Annotated in this window: 18 protein-coding genes, 4 tRNA genes and 2 pseudogenes; 14 read left to right on the top strand and 10 right to left on the bottom strand. The window is 67.2% G+C overall.

Annotated elements, in window-relative coordinates:
• Positions 1-108: 108 nt before the first annotated feature.
• The 4 genes and pseudogenes from F4561_RS25340 to F4561_RS25325 form a co-directional block, all read right to left on the bottom strand.
• Complete coding sequence (locus F4561_RS25340; protein ID WP_184584170.1) at positions 109-957, bottom strand: ISAs1 family transposase; 849 nt, start codon at positions 955-957, stop codon at positions 109-111.
• A gap of 23 nt (positions 958-980) precedes the next feature.
• Positions 981-1,337: pseudogene (locus tag F4561_RS34060) on the bottom strand (transposase family protein); the annotation flags it as partial.
• A 343-nt stretch (positions 1,338-1,680) separates the two neighbouring features.
• Positions 1,681-2,619 (bottom strand): CPBP family intramembrane glutamic endopeptidase, encoded by a 939-nt coding sequence (locus F4561_RS25330; protein ID WP_221445619.1) that lies wholly within the window; start codon positions 2,617-2,619, stop codon positions 1,681-1,683.
• Between the two features lie 2 nt (positions 2,620-2,621).
• Positions 2,622-3,329, bottom strand: coding sequence for a hypothetical protein (locus F4561_RS25325; RefSeq protein WP_246437285.1), 708 nt, complete (start codon positions 3,327-3,329; stop codon positions 2,622-2,624).
• A 71-nt stretch (positions 3,330-3,400) separates the two neighbouring features.
• On the opposite strand from F4561_RS25325, the gene F4561_RS25320 reads away from it, so the two are divergent.
• Positions 3,401-4,015, top strand: a complete 615-nt coding sequence (locus F4561_RS25320) for a TetR family transcriptional regulator (RefSeq protein WP_184582346.1) — start codon at positions 3,401-3,403, stop codon at positions 4,013-4,015.
• Between the two features lie 273 nt (positions 4,016-4,288).
• On the opposite strand, the gene F4561_RS25315 is transcribed toward F4561_RS25320, so the two are convergent.
• Entirely contained in the window at positions 4,289-5,011 is a 723-nt protein-coding gene (locus F4561_RS25315; protein ID WP_246437284.1) for a MerR family transcriptional regulator, read from the bottom strand.
• Positions 5,012-5,164: 153 nt separating this feature from the next.
• On the opposite strand from F4561_RS25315, the gene F4561_RS25310 reads away from it, so the two are divergent.
• The 6 genes and pseudogenes from F4561_RS25310 (at position 5,165) to F4561_RS25290 (ending at position 11,014) form a co-directional block, all read left to right on the top strand.
• The gene (locus F4561_RS25310; protein ID WP_184582342.1) at positions 5,165-7,057 is read left to right on the top strand and encodes a S9 family peptidase; all 1,893 of its coding nucleotides are present in this window, start codon (positions 5,165-5,167) and stop codon (positions 7,055-7,057) included.
• 42 nt (positions 7,058-7,099) lie between these two features.
• Positions 7,100-7,528: pseudogene (locus F4561_RS32845) on the top strand (penicillin acylase family protein); the annotation flags it as partial.
• Positions 7,518-9,239 (top strand): penicillin acylase family protein, encoded by a 1,722-nt coding sequence (locus F4561_RS25305; protein WP_246437283.1) that lies wholly within the window; start codon positions 7,518-7,520, stop codon positions 9,237-9,239. The pseudogene F4561_RS32845 and the gene F4561_RS25305, both read left to right, overlap by 11 nt.
• Before the next feature lie 79 nt (positions 9,240-9,318).
• Positions 9,319-9,789 carry a hypothetical protein gene (locus F4561_RS25300; RefSeq protein ID WP_184582338.1) on the top strand — a complete coding sequence of 157 codons (471 nt, stop codon included), beginning with the start codon at positions 9,319-9,321 and terminating at the stop codon, positions 9,787-9,789.
• A 110-nt stretch (positions 9,790-9,899) separates the two neighbouring features.
• On the top strand, positions 9,900-10,763 hold the full coding sequence (locus F4561_RS25295) for an IS5 family transposase (RefSeq protein WP_221445618.1): 864 nt from the start codon (positions 9,900-9,902) through the stop codon (positions 10,761-10,763).
• Positions 10,763-11,014 carry an anti-sigma factor gene (locus tag F4561_RS25290; RefSeq protein WP_184584161.1) on the top strand — a complete coding sequence of 84 codons (252 nt, stop codon included), beginning with the start codon at positions 10,763-10,765 and terminating at the stop codon, positions 11,012-11,014. Before F4561_RS25295 ends, F4561_RS25290 begins: the two co-directional genes overlap by 1 nt.
• Before the next feature lie 460 nt (positions 11,015-11,474).
• On the opposite strand, the gene F4561_RS25285 is transcribed toward F4561_RS25290, so the two are convergent.
• Positions 11,475-11,547: transfer RNA gene (locus tag F4561_RS25285), tRNA-Lys, on the bottom strand.
• A gap of 603 nt (positions 11,548-12,150) precedes the next feature.
• Here F4561_RS25285 and F4561_RS25280 point away from each other — a divergent pair.
• Positions 12,151-12,555, top strand: coding sequence for a hypothetical protein (locus F4561_RS25280; RefSeq protein ID WP_184582336.1), 405 nt, complete (start codon positions 12,151-12,153; stop codon positions 12,553-12,555).
• 165 nt (positions 12,556-12,720) lie between these two features.
• Positions 12,721-12,981 carry a PspC domain-containing protein gene (locus tag F4561_RS25275; RefSeq protein WP_184582333.1) on the top strand — a complete coding sequence of 87 codons (261 nt, stop codon included), beginning with the start codon at positions 12,721-12,723 and terminating at the stop codon, positions 12,979-12,981.
• Here F4561_RS25275 and F4561_RS25270 read toward each other — a convergent pair.
• A complete protein-coding gene (locus F4561_RS25270; RefSeq protein WP_312885530.1) occupies positions 12,978-14,381 on the bottom strand; it encodes an MFS transporter in 1,404 nt (467 codons plus the stop codon). The two genes, F4561_RS25275 and F4561_RS25270, sit on opposite strands and share 4 nt — an antisense overlap.
• 383 nt (positions 14,382-14,764) lie before the next feature.
• Between F4561_RS25270 and F4561_RS25265 the strand changes: the two genes are divergently transcribed.
• A complete protein-coding gene (locus tag F4561_RS25265; protein ID WP_184582331.1) occupies positions 14,765-15,106 on the top strand; it encodes a metallopeptidase family protein in 342 nt (113 codons plus the stop codon).
• 25 nt (positions 15,107-15,131) lie between these two features.
• Here F4561_RS25265 and F4561_RS25260 read toward each other — a convergent pair whose 3' ends face one another.
• Positions 15,132-15,539 carry a VOC family protein gene (locus tag F4561_RS25260; RefSeq protein WP_184582329.1) on the bottom strand — a complete coding sequence of 136 codons (408 nt, stop codon included), beginning with the start codon at positions 15,537-15,539 and terminating at the stop codon, positions 15,132-15,134.
• A gap of 405 nt (positions 15,540-15,944) precedes the next feature.
• Here F4561_RS25260 and F4561_RS25255 point away from each other — a divergent pair, with 405 nt between their 5' ends.
• The 4 genes from F4561_RS25255 (at position 15,945) to F4561_RS25240 (ending at position 17,924) form a co-directional block, all read left to right on the top strand.
• Positions 15,945-17,429 carry a metallophosphoesterase family protein gene (locus F4561_RS25255; RefSeq protein WP_184584157.1) on the top strand — a complete coding sequence of 495 codons (1,485 nt, stop codon included), beginning with the start codon at positions 15,945-15,947 and terminating at the stop codon, positions 17,427-17,429.
• 133 nt (positions 17,430-17,562) lie between these two features.
• Positions 17,563-17,635 (top strand) — tRNA-Glu (locus tag F4561_RS25250).
• Positions 17,636-17,750: 115 nt separating this feature from the next.
• Positions 17,751-17,825, top strand: a tRNA-Asp gene (locus tag F4561_RS25245).
• 25 nt (positions 17,826-17,850) lie between these two features.
• Positions 17,851-17,924: transfer RNA gene (locus tag F4561_RS25240), tRNA-Phe, on the top strand.
• A 652-nt stretch (positions 17,925-18,576) separates the two neighbouring features.
• Here F4561_RS25240 and F4561_RS25235 read toward each other — a convergent pair.
• Together F4561_RS25235 and F4561_RS25230 are read right to left on the bottom strand one after the other, a co-directional pair.
• Complete coding sequence (locus F4561_RS25235) at positions 18,577-19,830, bottom strand: tyrosine-type recombinase/integrase (protein ID WP_184582327.1); 1,254 nt, start codon at positions 19,828-19,830, stop codon at positions 18,577-18,579.
• The gene (locus F4561_RS25230) at positions 19,830-20,006 is read right to left on the bottom strand and encodes a helix-turn-helix domain-containing protein (protein ID WP_184582326.1); all 177 of its coding nucleotides are present in this window, start codon (positions 20,004-20,006) and stop codon (positions 19,830-19,832) included. Before F4561_RS25230 ends, F4561_RS25235 begins: the two co-directional genes overlap by 1 nt.
• Position 20,007: the final 1 nt, after the last annotated feature.

The raw sequence follows: 20,007 nt of genomic DNA, 5'->3' as shown, positions 1-20,007 counted from the left end.
AAGGGAGTTCCAGGTGCCCCCGATGTTCACAGCTCAGGTTGCCTGGATCTGCGGGCAGCCGAGCTTCGGTCTATCCCACGGTCTTTTCAAGGTCGCGTGATGTCTGGTTCAGTCCAGAATTCCGAGGGTTTGCAGCGGCCGCCAGGATCGGCGGTGGTTCCAGCGGGTCGCTGAGGCGATCCCGCCGCCTCCACTCAGCCGCAGCGCACTGATCGCGAGGTTGCGCAAACATGCCATGACCTGCGGCGCGCTGCCCTTGCGTAGCCGGTGGGCGTCTTCGTTGAACACCACATCGCGCACCCAATGCAGCGGGTTCTCGATCTGCCACTGGCCCCGGCAGCAGCCCATGATCCGCTCCGGGCCGGCCAGGCGCCCAGGCAGACTGGTCACACCGAGCACGGCCGAAGCCGACAGGACCGCGCCGTCACGGTCGAGCGTGTAGCGCTCCAGTAAGAACACCTGCTCAGCGTGGGGAAAGGCCAGGCCGGTCGGGGCGGGCAGCACTTGGATGGTGCGCACCTCGCGCCGCCCGTGGCCGGTGTCGCGGCTGCGATGGGCCACCGGGGTGTTCTCCCAGTCCAGGGCGTCAATGGCGGCGAACAGGCCGGGCTGGTTGCCCGCGGCGTAAAACACGTAGTAGGCCCCGGCCCCGTGCAGGAACCGCGCCGAGGCGCGCTGGCAGTGCATCGCATCGGCGCTGACCACGGCCCCGGCGAGTAGGGCGGGATCGATACCGGCGAGGACGTCGGTGAAGGCCGGGATCTCGTTGGACTTGGCCGCCACCCGCTGCTGGGCGAGCACGGTCTTGTGCGCAGTGTCCAGGGCCGACACCAGGTGGACCATCGGTTCGCCGCGGTGAGTGGAGCCGCGCATGGACTTGCCGTCCACGGCGATCGTCCTGGAATCCGGGCCCTCGGGGGTGCGGGCGCAGACCCAGGCGGTGGCGGCCCGCTCCAGGGGGCGGCAGCCAGCGAGGCCAGGACGCGTTCCAGTGTGGCCAGGCTGGGCACGATGAACGCGCCGGGCAGGAGGTCATAGCGCACGCCCAGGGCGAGGTATTCGGTGTCGGTAAGGTCGCGGGCCCATTCGGTGACCGCTTGGAGTGTGGTCTGGCCTGCGACGACGGCGCAGGAGGTCAGGGACAGGACCACGGGCAGGGGGTGGATGAGGCCGCGGGAGTCACGCGGGTCGGGCACATGGGCGAAGAGTTCGAGCAGGCCGGGCCCGGCACTGGCGCGGTGCGGATCGGCCGGTTCGGCGGCAGAAGCCGGGGGTGGCGTGGCAGGGTGTGGTGGCAACAGGGTCCCCTGGAGACGTGTGCGGCTTTGACACCCCATGTCTCTAGCGGGGCCCTGCCCTGCTTCTCCTGGTGAACGCTGTCATCGTTGTCGTTTCGTGGCCTATGCGGGGTGACGGACCACCACAACCGCGACATCACACGACCTTGAGAAGACCGTGACGTAGGGACCAAGAGCGCAACGCTCGTCGAACCCGCAGAGCGATCCAAACGCTCTGCCAGATCAGCGTCCAACGCGATCCAGAAAAGGAAAGTGAGGGTATTGTAAGCCGCGTGGATGATGACTGCGACCTCGATTCCACCGGTGCGTCATGTGACGAAAGCCGCGGTAAACGACACCACGATGTAGAAGACGTTCCACCATGGATCAGCCGCGACGTGAATCACTGCGAACACGGCGGTGGAGACGATGATGCCCCACGCGGGGGAGACCCACTGTCGATCGTCACTCCCGACTTCTGCGCCCTTCCTTCGCGCATCCAGACGACGACCACGGTCGCCAGGACGAATACCACGGGAATGAGAAGATGCGGGCCGCCAGCGCCTTCGCTCCGTGCGACGGAGAATTCGCCGCCGCCCGCGAGAAGGGTGTTCAAGATCGCGGTAAAGGTGTTGTTGGCGATGTGCCAGGCGATCGGCGCTTCCAGTCCTCGGCTTCGGATGGCCATCATGGCCGTGGCAAGACCCAAGAAGACGTGGTAGCTGAACAGCCACAGGTCCGAAGCGATATGCGAGGCAGCGAAGAGAACGCTGGAGACCACGATGCCCAGGCCGAGTGCAACCCGCTCGGGCCTAACCCACGACGCAACGGCCGGCATGGCGGCGCCACGAAACATCAGTTCCTCCGCCGCCGCGGTCAAGGGCGTGGTCAGCAGCATGATCACGATGAGCGCCACGGTAGTGCCGGTGATGCCGAAGCCAACCCATGGTGTGTGGTCAATGGCGAAGACCCCCAGTGCGGCGTTGCCGAGCACGGTGAAACCGAGGGCCCAGCCCAGATAGACGGTGAGCCGGCGGAAGTCGAATCCTCGGGGATAGCTCAACACGTCACGCCACGAGACCTTCGCAAAGCCGGCGACGATAGGCACTGTCAGCAAACCAGTGACGATCATGCTGATGTTCACCGCGAGAAGACGCAGCGGACTGAGTATTTCCGACCGGTCGCTTGGCCCCTCGATGAGTGTCGCGACCTGGTACAAGGCGACCTGCAGGATGATCATCGCGATCGGCGGCACAATGATCACGATGAGTGATTTCCACCGGCTCATCGAGAGGTGGGCGCCAAATCGGCGGTCGTTGATGCCGGTGTTGCTTGAAGTCATTTTCAGTTTCCTATCGCGTCGAGCCACCAGCGGTACCGCAGTCGCAACGCGCGTTCTGCGCTCCCAGCTGCGGCCAAGATCGCCAAACCGGCGTTCAACCAGATCGGCAGCGTGAACGGCGCCTGGAATTGCCCGATGCGCTCCTCAATGAACGGAATCCCCGACAAGGGCTCTGCGATCTGCAGCAGCAGGAGCCCCACGCCGATCAGGAGGGCCAGTACCGATACGACGCCAACCCATCGACTAGCTGTCGGGTGGCGGCTTTCGAACCGTGCACGAAACCCCTCCGCTGATCCGGGATCGGCCCGGAGCTGACGCGCGACACCGTCATCCGTCACGTGGTGGCAGCGCTTCATGCCCACAGCGCTCATGGCGACTTCGATCGCCCCCCGCTCAACAGCGAAGGTCGCGGGCAGCTTTGCAACAGCCCATTGACGCCCTTCACGGAACAGCTGGACCTGCACGGTTCCCGCTGTCTGATTGCTCCAATGCCGCACGTCTACCGAGTACCGAACCGGAAGCCCCGAACTCTCCCGATCCAGATGAAACAGAGCACGCCCGGGAAGTTGCCACCAGCGGAACGACGCAAGCTCGCGCCCGTCGCCCGGTTGGACGCGCGCCAGGACAAGCCGCCGACGTAACTGATCGATCATCACTTCTTCCCTTTCCGGTTCAGCCTCCTTGGCGAACGCCCGCTCGCACGCCACCATCGTAGTACACAGTACTAGTACGTAGTACTAGGAGTCCTGGTGCGGAATACTGGAGGCAAGAGGAGATTTTCATGACGACAAGACCACCGCTCGATACACGCGAGCGGATTCTCGCGGCTGCTGCTGCGATCCTCGCCGAGGACGGCATCACCGCACGGCTGACCGTGCGGGCGGTGGCTGCTCGTGCCGGTGTGAGCATCGGGTCCATGCGCTACCACTTCCCGACGCAGCAGGAGTTGCGAGATCAGGTGATGGAACGAGTCGGTGACTGGCTTGCCCCGACGGAGTGGATGCGCGACGCCTCTCTCTCCGGGCGCGAACGTCTCCTCCGGAGTCTCCGTCAGGTGCTCGCTCGTACAGGCATGGGACAGCAGGCGCGAGACGCCATGGTGGCCGCCGTCAACGCATTCGTCGCCGTCGAACAGACTGATCAGGTAAGAGAGGCGCACCTCTCCATCGAACGCGACGGTCAACGACGCATCGAAGGATGGCTCAACACGCTTTCGGAGGAAGGACTCCTCTCTCCGGACGATGTCCCTCGACACGCTCGATTCCTTGGGACAGTTCTGAACGGTCTCTCACTACAGCGAGCCTTCCCTGCGATCGATGCGCTCACGGAGGCGGAAGAGCAAACCCTTCAGGTGGCGGTATCCGCGGTCCTTCGGATTGAGAGCAACGAAGCGTGAGCCGTTCCTGCGACAGTCTGACCGCATCAGCGGAGCAAGAAGAGCCACGCAGGCGTATGCCATGTCGCCGGAAGGGACATCGGGCTGTACTGCTGTCCGCGTCATGCGATCCGGACGTGCCCGCGGCATTCCGCCGTTCCTTGGCTTGGCGCCAACTCGCCGGACGGTGGCCCGACCTTCCCACACCCGATGCCCGCGACCGGGCGCGGCAGGCAGCAGGCAGGCATAAAAGTCGCTGGGATCACCTCAGTGTCGTCAAGTCCGCAGACACGGTCAGTGCTCCGATTCGTCGGGCGGATCCTCCTGCACGAGCCGGAACGCCTGCCACAGCGCCTCGATCTGCGCCGGATTGTAGAAATCGGTCAGCGCCTGATTCAGGGCCTGCACCACGTCGCGCTTCCGGCCACCAGCGGCAATGGGCGGATTCCGAGTGCCGGGGTACCGCTCGTGAATGGTACGGAGAACGGGTGCGAGGCGCGTAGCGACAGCTCGGACAGTGCCGGCGTCGGCATCGGCCGACAGGTCGTTGAATGCGGCGTCGGCCTCCTGGTGGTGCGCGGCGATGTCTCGCACATCCCGCATGCTCTCGTCGTCGAAGAGTTGAGTGCTGACCATGATCATCCGCCGGTCCGCCGGGGTGAGGCTCTCCGCGACGGACTCGAAGCCCGCGGGGACATCGGGGCCGGTGCGATGCGCTAGCAGATCTGCGAGCTCGGCGCGGATGGCCTGCTGGCGTTCGATGGAGGCGGCGAACTGAGCGTCGAGCGCGCGCACCGCATCCGTGAAGTCCTCGTCCGACTCTTCCAATCCCGCGATCTCGGCAAGGGACATCCCCAGGCCCCGAAGCCGCTTGATCTGCAGCACCCGCACCAGATGGGACGTGCCGTACTGCTTGTAGCCGTTGATCGCCCGTTCGGGCTCCTCGAGCAGGTCGATCGCGTGATAATGCCGGATGGTCTTCACAGTGGTGCCCGCGAGGCCCGCGAGCTGGCGCATACTCCAGGACATCAGTGGTCGCGCAGTAGGACGGACATGACCCCATTCTGGAGGACTGCAGCAAAAACCGCCGTGCGCCCTTGACTGTGCCCCCAGGGCACCGTTTCGGGTGGCGGTGGACGCACTCTCGACCTTCCCCTGAAGGAGTACCGCGTGACCAGCACCCAGCAGCGCCCGCGACGGTTTGAGGCCGAGGAACTCTTCGCCGACCCCGACTTCTCCCGCCCCATCATCTCCCCGGACGGCACCCGGATCGCGTACCTCGCCCCCGCTCACGGTCGACGCAACATCTGGGTGCGCGGGATCGACGAGGAGCACGAGGATGCCCGCTGCGTCACCCATGACGCCCGGCGCGGCATCTCCACCTACTTCTTCTCCGACGACCCCCGCTGGCTGCTGTACCTCCAGGACACCGACGGCAACGAAGACTGGCACCTGTTCCGCGTGGACCTCGATGCCCCGGACTCCCCGGCGACCGACCTCACCCCGATGGCCCCGGGGTCGCGGGTGTTCGCCGCGGAGCCGCTGGGTTCCCGTCCGGGGACCGTTATCGCCACGATGAACCGCCGGCCCGCCTCTTTGGACAGCTTCCTGATCGACGTGGCCTCGGGCGGGATCACCCTCCACCACGAGCAGCCCGGGCCCGGCGTGAACCTGCTGTTGGACCGCGACGGCGAACCGGCGTTCCTCTCACGCGTCACGGAGGATGGCGACACGGAGTTCTCGGCGATCGACCCGGTTACCGGAGAGCAGCGGATGCTGACTCGGCTCGCAGGCCCCGACCATCCGATGGGTGTGGAGGTGCAGCAGGCGACCCCCGACGGCACCGGCCTGGTCCTCGGCAGCTACCTCGAGGGCGACGACCTGCAACTGGTGCGCGTCGACCGGGAGAGCGGGAAGGTGAGCGTGCTGGCCGCAGTGGAGGGCCGGAGCCTCGACATCATGGGCACGGTGGCTCCGAGTGTGCTGCCGCCCACGCTGTTCACCCACGGCCAGACCGGTTCGATCCTCGCCGCCCGCTTCAACGGACCGCGGCCGCACATCGAGGTGGTCGACCCGCGCTTCGCCGAAGTGCACGCGGCGCTGTCCGTGTTGTCGGACGGAGTGCTGGGGTCGCTGTCCTCGGACGCCGCCGGACAGCGCTGGATCGCTACCTTCGTGCACGACCGGGCCCCGGATGCCTGGTTCTACGACCACGCCACGGGGAACAGCCGGCGCCTTTTCCGGCCCTCCCCGCACCTGGACCCCGCGGACCTCGCTCCCATGGAGCCGGTCGAGCTCGCCGCCCGCGACGGCCTGCCGCTGCACGGGTTCCTCACCCTCCCGGTCGGCCTCCCGCCCCGGGACCTGCCGCTCGTGCTGGTGGTGCACGGCGGACCCTGGGTACACGACACCTGGGGGTACAGCCCGCAGGCACAGTTCCTGGCCAACCGCGGCTATGCGGTACTGCAGGTGAACTACCGCGGCTCCTCCGGATACGGACGGTGCCACACCGTCAAGGGGCTCGGGGAGTTCGCCGGCGCAATGCACGACGACCTGATCGACGCTGTGGACTGGGCCATCGCCCAGGGCATCGCCGCTCCGGAGCGGATCGGGATCATGGGCGCCTCCTACGGCGGCTACGCCGCGCTCGTGGGCGCCGCGTTCACGCCCGATCGCTTCGCCGCGGCCGTGGACATCGTCGGCATCGCGGATCTGGCGAGCTTCATCAGGGCCCTTCCTCCCGTGAGCCGCCCCTACATCACCAGCAACTGGCTCGCCTACGTCGGCGACCCCGACGACCCGGCGCAAGAGAAGGAAATGCTCGCGCGCTCTCCGATCACCCACGTCGACCGGATGACCACACCCCTGCTGATCGCCCACGGCGCCAACGATGCTCGCGTCATGCGCACGGAGTCCGACGCCATCGTCGCCTCCCTGCGGGAGCGCGACATCTCGGTCGAGTACCTGCTGGCCGACGACGAAGGACACGGCTTCGGCAACCCGGAGAACGAGATCCGCCTCCAGCACGCGATCGAGAAGCACTTCGCGGCCCACCTGGGGTGACTCGATCACGGGTCGGCCGGACCCAGAGGTGCCCCACCCATCATGCAAGGGGAGAGGCCATGGGGACCGACCACCGCCGCAGCACGCCAACACCTGCCCGCCGGTGTGCGTCGCGCACGGCAGAATCGGTCTCGCGCCAGTGCGGACCATTCCGAAATCGCTCGAGAAGGACCGAGAATGAGCATCACCTGGGACGAGCACGGAGTACCGACCATCACCGCCGTCGACGACCTCGAGGCCTGCTACGGCTTCGGATTCTGCCAGGCAGTGGCCCATGCGACGACGATCCTCGAGCTCTACGGCATCGCTCGAGGCAGCGCGGCCGCCCTCTGGGGAGACGCGTTCGTCGAGTCCGATATCCAGCACGCGCGGTTCGGACTCACCGAGCACATCGACATCTGGTGGGCGGCGCAGGAGGACTCGACGCGCTCACGCCTGCAGGCGTTCTGCGACGGTTTCAATGCGGCCTGCATCGAGGATCCCGCCCGCGGCGGTGAGCGCCGGGAGGCGCTCCCCGCCGGCCCCGCGATGCCGTCGCCCATGTGTTCGCCCTCTTCTTCGGCTTCGCGCGATTCTGGGACCAGGAACTTGCCTTCCCGTCGGCCGGGGGCCCGGACTGCTGGGTGGAGGGTCCAGTGCCTGGGCCGTCCATGCTGAGAAGTCCGAGTCGGGTGATGCCCTGCTGCTGATCAACCCCCACATCCCGTGGAGCGGACCGTACCGTCTGTTCGAAGCGCGCACAGTCTCACCGGGGCGCACGTGCCACGGCGTCACCCCGCTCGGTTTCCCCTGGCAATCCTTCGCCTACGGCCCCCGTACCGGGTGGACCCACACGGTCAACCCCGTACCCCAGTTGTGGGTGTACGAGCTCGACATCTCGAAGGATCGCTACCGGCACGACGGGACGACCTTGCCGCTCGAGCATCGCGAGCACGTGATTGAGGTGCGCGGCGGGCCATCCGTGACCGTCGACGAGCGGCGCAGCGTCCACGGACCGGTGACGACGGCTCCGGACGGCGCCGATGTCGCGATCCGCGTCGCCGGTGTGCTCCACGAACCGGTGACCACGGCCCTGGAGTGCTGGTGGCAGATGTCCCTGGCCGAGGACGTGCACGAGCTGCTTGCGGCTCAGGACAGATGGCCGCTTCCGATGTTCAACGTCATCGCCGCCGATGCGCAGGGCACGGTCGCGGCCGCATTCTGCGGAGCCACCCCCGAGCGTCCCGGCGGGCGCTTCGAGGACTCGCAGCGCCGCTTGCCCGGCGAGGACCCCGCCCAGCTCTGGCACCGGCTCAACCCACCCGAGTCTCTGCCGCGGGTCGTGAACCCTGAATGCGGGTGGGTGCAGAACGTCAACGAGACCCCCTGGTGGTTCTGCGATCCCCCGCTGGCCCCCGAGGACTATCCCGATGGCATCGCACCCCCGCCCGACCGGATCCGAGACATCCGTTCACCGCTCTCCCGCACCTGGATGAAGGCCCAGCAGGTCTTCTCTCCAAGAACCCTGCTCGACCTGAAGTGGCAGACGCGCGCGCACCTCGCCGATCAGGTCCTCGAGGACCTCCTGTCCGCCTGCGCCCGCGAGCTCGGTCTCCAGGAAGCCGCCCGGGTGCTGCGGCACTGGGACCGCTGCGCGGATCCCGAGAGTCGCGGGTATCTCCTGTTCCACCTGTGGGCACATGACCACTTCCCTATCAGCGCAGTGGTCATGGACGACGCTCGGCTGATTCCTTCTGTCGAGGCCGGCGGCCTTCCCCGCGGACTCGTCGACCCGGCCGGAGCCGTCGCCACTCTCCGCCGTGCGGCCGCTCGCCTCGATGAGCTGGGGTGGGACGGGAAGGTGCAATACGGAGAGGCTGCTCGGATCGGCGGCGCCGTGCCCGCGAGCGGAGGACCCACCTTTTTCGGCCTCTTCAAGTGTCTCGAACTGCTCCCCGGCGAGGACACCTGGGAAGCGATCGGCGGCGATACCTGGATCTCCCTGGTCCGCTTCGCCGGGACCGGCCCCGAGGCGTCCGGCATGCTGCTGCCGGGGAATACGACGGAACCCGGCGCTCCGCCCCAGCGTCCGCAGGCACCCTACTTCGCCGCCGAAGAACTCCACCCCCACGCTCCGTTGCCCCAGGAGCCGTCCCGATCCGGGCGCCCGACGTCCGCCCCGCGCCCGGAAACAAGACCATGACTCGGATTCCCGACCGCACAAGCTCTCACTCTCCGGGCGACGCCCCGCGGCCGTTCGGCGCACACCTCACCATGCGCTGGTGAATGCCCGCCGTTCTGACCGCAGTGGTGTCGCCGCCACGTATCTCCTGCAGATGCTGTTCGGCCTGGCCGCCGCCGTGGTCGAGTTCCGCCTGCTTGGCAAAAGCCCCACGGACACCTCTCTCACCCCACTCACGTATCCCGGGACGAACCTTTCGGCCATCCTCATCGTTCCTCTCGCTCTCCCGGTGCTGTCCCGGTCGGCCAAGATTTTCTGGCGCAGCATCCCGGCGGTGGGACGCAAGCGACTGCTCCCACCGCGCCACCAGCGTCCGGACCCGCCGCTCCTGCATCTCCGGAGTGACGCGGCCATACATCGCCTGCACGGTCTGCTCGCCGGCATGGCCCATCACCTTCTTCCTGAGCTTCTGGTCCTGGTCCAGCCACGTCTAATGGCTGTGGCGCAGGCCGATACGGAGTACGCGGAGCCGGAAGTCCGGAAGCTCTCCGGTTCTGCAATCAGCCCCTGAGAGGCTGTTGGGTAGCTGGTCGCGCACGGTAGGTAGTACCGAGATCGCGAACAGGTCGCCGCCCGCGTTTCGCCCGGCAAAGAAGAACGTCCCCGCCAAAATCGCTTTGCGTGTGCAAAACCGAACCCGGCGGGGACGCCCGTCCATGCTATCCCTCCAACCTCCCCGCCGCCTGGGCGGTCATCGAACCCCTCGTGCCCGCCCGCGACCAGCGAAAAGGCGGCGCACCCCGCAAATACGGCGACCGGATGGTGCTCGACGCGGTCCTGTTCGTACTGCGCTCGGGCTGCCAGTGGCGCATGATCCCCCGCGACCTGCTGCCCTGGGACGCCGCCTACCGCTGGTACCGAACCTGGGCCAACGACGGCACCTGGGACCGCATCCACGACCGGCTGCGCGACCAGGTCCGCACGGCCGCCGGGCGCGAGGCCGCCCCCTCGGCCGCGGTGCTGGACGCTCAGTCGATCAAGTCCAGCGAGGGCGGCCCCGACCGCGGCTTCGACGCGAGCAATAAGACCACCGGCCGCAAGCGCCACCTGATCGTGGACACGCTCGGGCTCGTCCTGGTGGCCGCGGTGACCTCCGCCTCGGTCCAGGACCGGCCCGGCGGGCGCCGTGTGCTGGCGCGGCTGGCCGCGGCCTTCCCGTCCATCGGCCTGGTCTGGGCCGATGCCGGCTACGCCAACCAGGTCGACAATCAGCTGCTGGCCTGGGCTTATGAGAAGTTGCGGCTCGTGGTCGAGATCGTGCGGCGCAGCGACGACGCCAAAGGGTTCCAGGTGCTGCCGCGGCGGTGGGTCGTGGAGCGCACCTTCGGCTGGCTGGTGCGCAACCGGCGCCTGGCCCGCGATTACGAGCGCCTGCCCGGCAACTCCGAGACCATGATCAAGATCGCGATGATCCGGTTGATGGCCACGCGGCTGGCCGGTCAGAGCGCCCGCTGGAGCAACCGCCCGCCTGACCAAGCCGTGTAATCACCCGCATACCCAACAGTCACTCAGGGCTGGACCCGCTGAGTAAGCAGGACTACCAGCTCTGGCTCGCCGAACCGGACGGCTCGGTGCGCTCGGCAGGGCTACTCCAGGTCGCCCCCGACGGCGAGGTCCGCCCGCTGCTGGCCGCCGACATCGGCAATACCGAAGGCATCGCGGTCACGGTCGAACCCGAGGGCGGCTCCGCCCAGCCCACCAGCGACCCGATGATGCAGATGCCCTTGACCGGCTGATCCCGGCGGCCCGCCCGACCGACACGCGCCCGCCACCGGCACTGATCTTGCTTCGGTTTGGTCTGCCAACGCGCCGTCTCCGTGCCGGTCGCCGCGGCGCCCCCGTTCATGTGTCGACTGATCTTCAGACTGACGAGCGGGATCGGGGAGAAGGCCATGGCGGGGCACCAGTGTGGCTGCCCCCTGGGACACTATTCCGGCGTTCCGGGCAATTGATGCACAACGGATTTCCTGTGACCAGGTCAGGTGCCATGGTGCGTCGCCTACACAGCTTTGAACTGGGGATACATCCTGACCGCCGGGTGGGGGCCACACCGACCCCGCGTGCGCCGTGACGGCCAGTCTCCGCTGACCTGCGTCAACGACCGGGTCCAAACTGTCGAGCACCCACGGAGCACCCATCCGTGCTCACCCCGAGCCGGTGGGTGGACCGAATGCCCTATGGCCTGGGATTTCGTTGTGGGCCCCCAGGGGATCGAACCCTGAACCCATGGATTAAAAGTCCATTGCTCTGCCAGTTGAGCTAAGGGCCCGTGAGGCGGGTTGGCTGTCTGCCGTGAATCCTGCCACCGCGCGCAACTTTACCGGGTTGTCGTACATGTTGCACAGCTGGTTAGCGGGCGGTACCGGACTCCAGCGTGTCGCGCGAGGCGCTTCCGCCCATGCGGTCGACCGCATGGCGCTGTCCTGCTGTCCTCGCGAGGGTGGCAACAGCGGAGTCGGCGCCGGGTGCGCTGGTTCCCGCGTCAGACCACCGCGCGTGTACCTGGACCCGGGTAACCGGGCGTGGGCGGTATTGGGTGTGGTGGCGGCCTTCGCCGACCGCGGCGCACCTGGCCCCCGAATGAGGGCGGAACACCGCCGCTGTATGGCCGTGGTAGGTGTTCGAGAACGGAAATCGGGCAGCGTTACCCTCGGCGAGTCGAGTGCAGGGCGGTTTCTTGGGAAAACATCGCTTCTGAAATGTTGCGTCGCGAGCGCGACACCTGGCGGGCACTGGCGCTCGCCATTCGGGGTAAGCGTGCGGTTTCCGCTGGCGCGATCGCGGTTCCCTACGGCAAAGAGACCCGGCCGATGCAGCTCATGATGGTGCTGCTGGTCGTCATCGAGATCGTCGCGGTACACCTGCTGGTCCCGTGGCCTGGCTGCGGTGGACACTGTCCGTCCTGGGTGGCCTCAGCCTGCTCTGGGGTATCGGGTTCGTTGCCGCATCCGCGGTCTATCCGCACACCGTGGACGGAAAGTACCTGCGAATCAGGTGTGGCAGCATGCTGGACATCTCCGTTCCCGCCGGGAATGTCGCGGAAATGCGCTGGACCCCGAAGATGGTTCCGCACAGCAGGTCGGTGACCATAACCGGCGGTGCGCTGTGGATACAGCTCGGCGGGACCGCCCAGGTGTCGGTGGTCCTGAACGAGCCGCAAACAATCGCGTTACCCGGAAAACCTTCCGAGCAGGTGCAGAGGCTCTTCTTTCCCGCCGACAGCCGCGATCCGGTCAACCGGGCCAGGGCGCTGGTCGAGAACAACGAGAGCGGATGAACGGCACGCCACCGGTTCACGGGGGCGCCACGACCCGGAGTGGGCCCAATGCCGCCGGAGGTGGCGCCGCTGCGAGGCTCGTCCCATCTAAGTCAGGGTCGGTTCAGGGAATCTCCAGGGGCGATCCGGATGGGCAAACAGCTGCGTGGCGGGCAGGCTGTGGGTATGAGCGAGAACTTCGGAAAGAAGACACTACGGCGTAGTCGAGAACAACGGATCCTCACCGGTGTATGCGGAGGGCTCGGCGAGTACTTCGGCATCGATGCCAACCTGGTCCGCCTGGCCTTCGTGGCGCTAACGCTGCTCGCCTTCGGCGGCGTCCTGCTGTACGTCGTCGCGTGGCTGGTGATGCCGGAGGAAGGCGCGGAGGCGTCGGTGCTGGAGCACACCATCCGCAATCTCCAGGGCAAGAAATCCGACCTCTAGGAGTTGTCCCGTTCGTGGTCACGGGCGCCCTTCGGAGGCTCGGCCTGCTGCATCAGGGCGACCGCTCCGGGTGAGATCCGTGTCCACGGGACAGCCAGGAGCACCGCGCCAGCGATTCCCAGCACACCGGCACCCGAGACTACGGCGTGTGTTCCGCTGCTCTCGGCGAGCAGACTCCCTGCCGCGATCCCGATTCCCTGCGCAGCCTGCAGGCCCGCTGCGACCAGGCCGAACGCCAGCCCGCGGCTTTCCGCTGGCACGCACAGCACGAACGCGGCATTGGCCACGAACTGGTACGAGGCGGCCATACCGGAGATCGCGAGCAGCGCGACCATGAGCCACAGAGGCGGGTGCAGCATCCATAGCAGCAGTGGCGCGGACGCGGCGACAGCCAGCGGCCCGATCAGCCGCATGCGCGCGTTCGGGCTGATGAACCGGGTAAGCACGAGTCCGCCGAGCACCGCGCCCACTGAGGGGCCGGCCATGATCAGGCCGGCCGTGCCGGGGCCGCCGCCCATCTCGTCGGCGAGCGGGTTGGCCAGACCGTACGGGACCATGTAGAAACCGGCCAGCCACGCGAACAGGCCGAGCGTGCGCAACCGCGGGTCGCCGAAGACGAGCCGGGTGCCGTCGCGGGTGACGCGCCACAGGGTTGGCTTTGCCGTGTCCTCGTAGGGCGGAGCAGAGCGGGCACGGACTCCGAGGCGGATGACGGCGCCGGCGACCAGGAACGTCAGTCCGTCGTACGTCAGGGTCGCGTGGGGCCCGATCGCGCTGATCACCCAGCCGCCAACGGCCAGCCCCACGAGCGTTCCCACCTGGGATGTCATGTTGATGATGGCCGATCCGGCGACGTAGCGCTCCCCCTGGACGATCTCCGCGAGGAGCGCCGCGCGCGCCGCGGTGTAGGGCACCATGGGCAGGATCGACAGGAACAGCAGTGCCCAGAGCACCCCGAGGGGTAACCCCGGGATACCGATGCTGGCGATCAGGGCGGCACGCATCACGTCGCTCGCGATGATTACCCGGCGTCGGGGGTAGAGGTCGGCGAGCCCGGAAAGTAAGGGTCCGCCGACGACCTGTGGGAGGAAGGTCAGAGCGAGCGTGACCCCTGCGGTGAGGGCCGACGAGGTCTGCTGGTAGACGAGTGCCGTCACCGCGATGTTGAGCAGGTAGCTGCCCGTCATCGACAGCGCGTGCGCGAGCCAGAGGGATTGGAACTCGCGTACCCGGATGATCTCGCCGTAGCTCGTGCGCCAGTCCCGTACCGGTGGGGGTGGTCGCGAGGGAGTGGTTCCGGCCTGCTCGGCGCTCGGCTGCCCCTCAGGGAGGGGGGCGAGCCCCCGGCGAACCTGTGTGGGGACGGTGAACCTGCGGCTGCCTGTTCGCGGCTTATCCACCCGTCGACTCCCTCACAGGATTACACAGCAGTGTCACTGTCACTCTCGGTCGTTATCCGATGACCTACCGTTCCGGACTCCGGTGGCAAACCGCAAGTCGTTTGGCAGATTTCGTGTCTCATTTGTTACGGGGAGTGACCGGGATTGGAGGAGCATGGCAGGCGACATCCCCAGGATTGATTCGGAACCGGGTCGCCCTGGGGAGAGGCCGGCGGATGCCCGGAACGGGACTATCCCCACCACCCCTCCCGCTGCCGAAGCGCGCGGCCCCGGAACGCTGTGACGTCCGGGGCTTTGCTGCGCTGGAGTGGCTGGACAGCCGCCTTGCGTCCGCCGTAGTGCATGACGCGGCACCCGTTCCCGAGAATGGGGGAGTGCTAGAAATGACGAAGCGAGAGTTCGAAGTACTGGTCAGCGACGCGCTGGACATGATCCCGCCGGAGCTGGCGCACCTCATAGACAACGTCGCCGTGTTCGTGGAAGTGGAGCCGCCGCCGGACTCCCCGGAGCTTTTGGGGCTCTACGACGGCATCCCGCTAACGGAGCGAGGAGACTCCTACTTCGGTGTTCTGCCAGACCGGATCATGGTGTACATGGGGCCCACGCTCCGCATGTGTGAGACCCGTGAGCAGGTCGTGGAGGAGGTGGCCACGACCGTGATCCACGAGGTGGCGCACCATTTCGGCATTGACGACGCACGCCTGCACGAACTGGGCTGGGGCTGATCCAGGGCTGCCCTGCCCGGGCGGCTCAATCGGCCGCAGGCGGTGCCTGTCCGATACCGCGCCCTTCCACGCAGAAGCGGTTCCCTTCCGTGTCAGCCAGCACCACGTACGGCGGCTCTTCCGGGCGGGGGTTCTCCGGGTAGTGCGGCCAGTCGACGCGCTCGGCGCCCAGGGCCACCAGCCGGTCGACCTCCGCATCGAGGTCGCGTTCCGCTTTGAGATCGAGGTGGACACGGGGGAACTCCTCCGCTGGGCTCTCGCTCACGTCCATCGCGATCGCCACACCGGACGCGCCCGGCGGAGGCTCCAGAACTATCCAGTCGTCGCCCTCGAAACGGGGCTGCCGTCGCACGTAGCCCAGCGCTTCTCGCCAGAACTCTCCCGCTCGCGTGTCGTCAGCCACGCCCAAAGAGAGCTGCCCGATCGCCGCCATACGGGCAACCCTAGGCAGCGGCGAGGTACTCCCACAAGGCGCTGTACGCTGACAATCCCCGCAACGCCCAGTGGGGCGTGAAGAGGTGCCCGGCGTCTCGTCAGCGAGGGCGGTGGCCACGTTGGCCATGTATCGCGTTGGGCCGCTCGGGAGGGTGCCGACAGCGTCACCGCCGAACTCCTCGAAACGGGAGCGCGGCAGTTCCACCACGCTTCGGATCGTGCGTCACCATGGGGCAGTGGTACCAGCGGGGTGGGCAGGTGGTGGGGCGCCGCCTTTGCCCAGCGGCTCGGACGACTCATTGGGCCACGGGCCGTATGTGGGCATTATGGAGGGGTGTTCTCCCGGTTGAGACCCGTACTGAACGTTGCCCGGTTGCGTTCCCTGGTCGCCCGCGTCGTCAGGATGCGCCACCACCGCGCGTCGCGGATCATGGCGGTGATCGCCGCCGGGTTGTTCGGTGGCTGGCTGGGACTGACACTAGGCGGCCAGGTGCTCACCCCGATCGGCCCGGCCGACGTCAACCTGAGCCTGAGTCCGAGCCTGGACGGCGAGACCGTGGTGAACGTGGCGCCGTTGGGGAACCTCGCCTTCGACACGCACTCCGCACCTCTGCGCTTCGAAGCGCAGATCTCGGAGATCCGGCTGTCCGCCGCCGAGGAGATGTTCGAGAACCCCGATGCGATCAACCGGATCGCCGCGAGCATTGGGGCCGAGTTGAAGCAAGGCGTGACCCAGCTCTTCGTGCAGGCGGCCGTGGCGGCCGTCCTCGGAGCAGGGCTGGTCGCGCTGGTGCTGTTCCGCGACTGGCGCCGGGCCGCCGGCAGCGCGCTCACGGCGCTGCTGACCTTCGCGGCCGCGGGAGGTATGGCGTTTGCCACTTTCAACCCCAGTTCGGTGGCCGAGCCCCGCTACACGGGCCTGCTCGCCGGGGCACCGCAGGTGGTGGGTAGCGCCGAGGACGCCATCATGCGGTTCTCCGAGTACCAGGAGCAGCTCGCGGGTCTGGTGGGCAACGTCTCCCGGATCTACGAGGTCACCTCGACGTTGCCGGTGTACGAGGACGACGAGTCCACGATCCGCGTGCTGCACGTCTCCGACCTGCACATCAACCCGGCCGCCTGGGATGTCATCGGATCCCTGGCGGAGCAGTTCCAGGTGGACTTCATCGTGGACTCGGGCGACCTCACCGATCGGGGCAGCGCGGCGGAGGACGCGTTCGCCGACGAGATCTCCGGCCTGGACGTGCCCTACGTATGGGTGCGCGGCAACCACGACTCGATGGGCACGCAGCGCGCCGTGGAGGCGCAGTCGAACGCTGTGGTCCTGGACGACGAGATCGAGGAGGTATCCGGGATGACGATCTACGGCGCCGGGGACCCCCGCTTCACGCCCGACCAGGCGGCGGACAACCCGGACGCCGGCGAGGTGGCCGCAATCGGGGCCGCGCGGGTGGAGGCGGTCAGGGAAGCGGACCCGCCCGTGGACTTCGCGGTGATGCACGACCGCACCCAGGCGGAGGCGTTCACCGGTGAGGTGCCGCTGGTGCTCGCCGGGAAGGAGCATCGGCGCTCGACCGTGCTCGAGGACACCGGAACGCGCTACCTCGCGCAGGGCTCCACCGGGGGTGCCGGCCTGCAAGGGCTCGACGACGATGAGCCGACACCGTACGAAGCGTCGGTGCTGTACTTCGACGCCGAGTCCAACCGCCTGCAGGCGTGGGACAACGTCACGCTTGGCGGTATGGGGCTGACGTCCGCGCAGATCGAGCGGCGGGTCGAGGAGGACCCCGACCGTGAAATCACGCCTCCGGAGAACCCCCCGGTCACGCCCGGAACACCCACGCCCACCCGGCCCTCGCCGACCGAGACGGCCGGCGAGTCCGGCTGAGTCTCGACGCCCGCCGGCGGCCCGCGCTGGGGGCGGCCGGTTAACGCGTTGGCGCAGGGGTGGAATCTCCCCTATGCTTGATGCGTCCCCGACGGCAGGCGAAGCGGGAAATGGCGACTCGTTCGTCGTCGAGGCCCCCATCGTCTAGTGGCCTAGGACGCCGCCCTTTCAAGGCGGTAACGCCGGTTCGAATCCGGTTGGGGGTACAGCTCGGGTCAAACCACTGCTGAAGGTCTGGCAGAATGGTGCAAGAGCGAGCGGGGAGCAGGAAACCTCAGGGCCCACTTGAGGGAGAACGCGAAGCGCAAAAACTCAACGCAAGGTCCTGTGGAGCAGCTAGGAGTGCTCGCCACCCTGTCAAGGTGGAGGCCGCGGGTTCAAATCCCGTCAGGACCGCTCGTCACACTTCCACGTGTGGCTGGGGCAGGTAGCTCAGTCGGTACGAGCGTCCGCCTGAAAAGCGGAAGGTCGGCGGTTCGACCCCGCCCCTGCCCACCTCAGATGACCAGCAACAAAGCCCGGAGCCCAAGCGGCGCCGGGCTTTTTTGACAGCAACCGTGACAGCAACGCGGGTGGTCAAGGTGTGGTGGAGCCTCGGTGGTCTGAGGCGAACTTTGTCCCCTGGCGCCGCATCGCCACACCAAACCACTCTGCGGCGGAGTCGAGCGTGTCCCTGGCGGATCCGCCTTCGAGGTAGAGGCTGTAGTGTCGTTCACCGTTCGTGTCAGGGCGTCCTGGCGGCAGCTCGGCTAGGGGCCGCCAATCGATGGACACCCAACGAATGGGCCAGGTCACTGGCCAGGTGACTCCGTTGCGCTTCGTAACCATGAGGGCTTGCTGGTGATTGGTGCGGTTCCGAGCAAACCGTAGTCCTGGGAGGACGCGGCCGCTAGCGTGAGCGTCGCGCTCCGCCTTGTAGGGGTCGCCGTCGAGGTTCTCGAAACCCTCATCGACGCTACGTGCCCACCAAAGGGCCTCGGCAAGGGGGACGAACACTTCATACGCGTACTTGGAGCTGTCGGACCCCTCGTACCGGTGTTTGGCTGTCCGGAAGCCCTCCAAGGCGAGGTTGAGCATCAGGAGAGGATCGTGCATGGATGGCATCTGTCTCATTCCTCATGGGGAGTGTGTGCCGGAGGGTAGTCGCTTAGCCGAGTGCGGAGCCGAGTCTTATAAGAGCACGACGTTTGTCCTCTAGGGACGCGTGCGCGTAGATGGTCATCGTTACCCCGATGTCGCTATGTCCGACAATTTCGCGGACGACTTGCGGCGGCACGTCGAGGTTGAGCAGCAGCGTCACGCAGGTGTGCCGTAGGTCGTGGAAGCGCACCCCGTCGAGGCCGGCCTTCCGGCGCAGCGGATCCCAACTCCGGCGCAGGTTATCCGGTTCCAGTGGCGTACCGCGCCGAGAGGGGAAGACGAGCCCCTGTTCCTCCCAGTCGGGCCACACGTCGGAGCGTTCGGCGAACTGCCGCTTACGGTGGTCGCGCAGGGCCTCCACGCATAGGCCGGGCAGCGGGACCGTGCGTGAGGAGTCGTCGGTCTTGGGCGGCACCAGGCGCAGTGTTCCGCCGACCCGTTGGAGGGTGTGCACGATCTCCAGTTGCCCGGCGTCGAGGTCGATGTCCTCCCAGCGGAGCCCGAGCAGTTCGCCACGCCGCAGGCCGAGGCAGAGCGCGAGCACGTAGAGCGCGTGGAATCGGTCGTCTGCCGAGGCTTTGAGGAGCCGCTTCGCCTGCGGGACGTCGAGCCCGCGGTTCACGGCGTAGCGAGGAGGCGAGACCTTGACGAGCTTCGCGACGTTGCGCGGGATGATCTCTTCCCGTGTTGCCGATTCCAAGGCGTTGCGCAGCACGGCGTGAACCGACTGGACCATGCGCGGCGAGAGCGTGGAGCCGCAGCATGCCTTGGGGGACGCTGCGCAGCACTCGGGTTCCTCGCGTGCGGCGTCGGTGCCGTTCTTACAGCACTGGCACTCTTGCCGAATACGCGTGATGAAGGTACGGACGTCGCGAGCGGTCAGCTTGCCGAGCCGCTTCTTCCCCAGGTTGGGGACGAGGTGACGGCGGATCACACCTTCATAGCCCTGGACAGTCTTGGGGCGGCGCTCCGCCTTGACGACATGTTCCAGCCAGTAGGCGAGGTACTCGTCTACGCGCCAGTTCTCGGAGGCGACCGGGATGCCCTGATCGGAGTCGGCGAGCAGCTTGTTCAACTTGGACCGGGCATCGTCGCGATCCTTGGCGTAGCCCTGGACGCGCTTGTACATGCCCTCAGTGGTCAGCACGTAGGCCGCGTAGGAGTACCGGCCGTCCTTGCGCTGCCAGATGCTTCCGTCGCCGTTCGGGCGCTTGGAGCGGTCGTTCCTACGGCGGTTGCCACCCTCGCTCTTGCTAGCCATCACGCCACCTCCCCGAGGGCGTCGATGCACTCGGCGAGCGCGGCCACGGGGACCAGCCGGCGCCGACCGATCTTGACCGTGCGGAGCTCTCCCGAGCGGATGAGGTTGTACAGCGTCCAGCGACTTACGCGAAGGCGAGCGGCCGCTTCGTCGACTGTCAGGACGAGATCACTCATG

Origin of the sequence: Lipingzhangella halophila (assembly GCF_014203805.1) — a bacterium.
GTDB lineage: Bacteria > Actinomycetota > Actinomycetes > Streptosporangiales > Streptosporangiaceae > Lipingzhangella > Lipingzhangella halophila.
The sequence above is the reverse complement of the archived record's forward strand: the minus strand, read 5'-3'. Positions and strand labels throughout refer to the sequence as shown.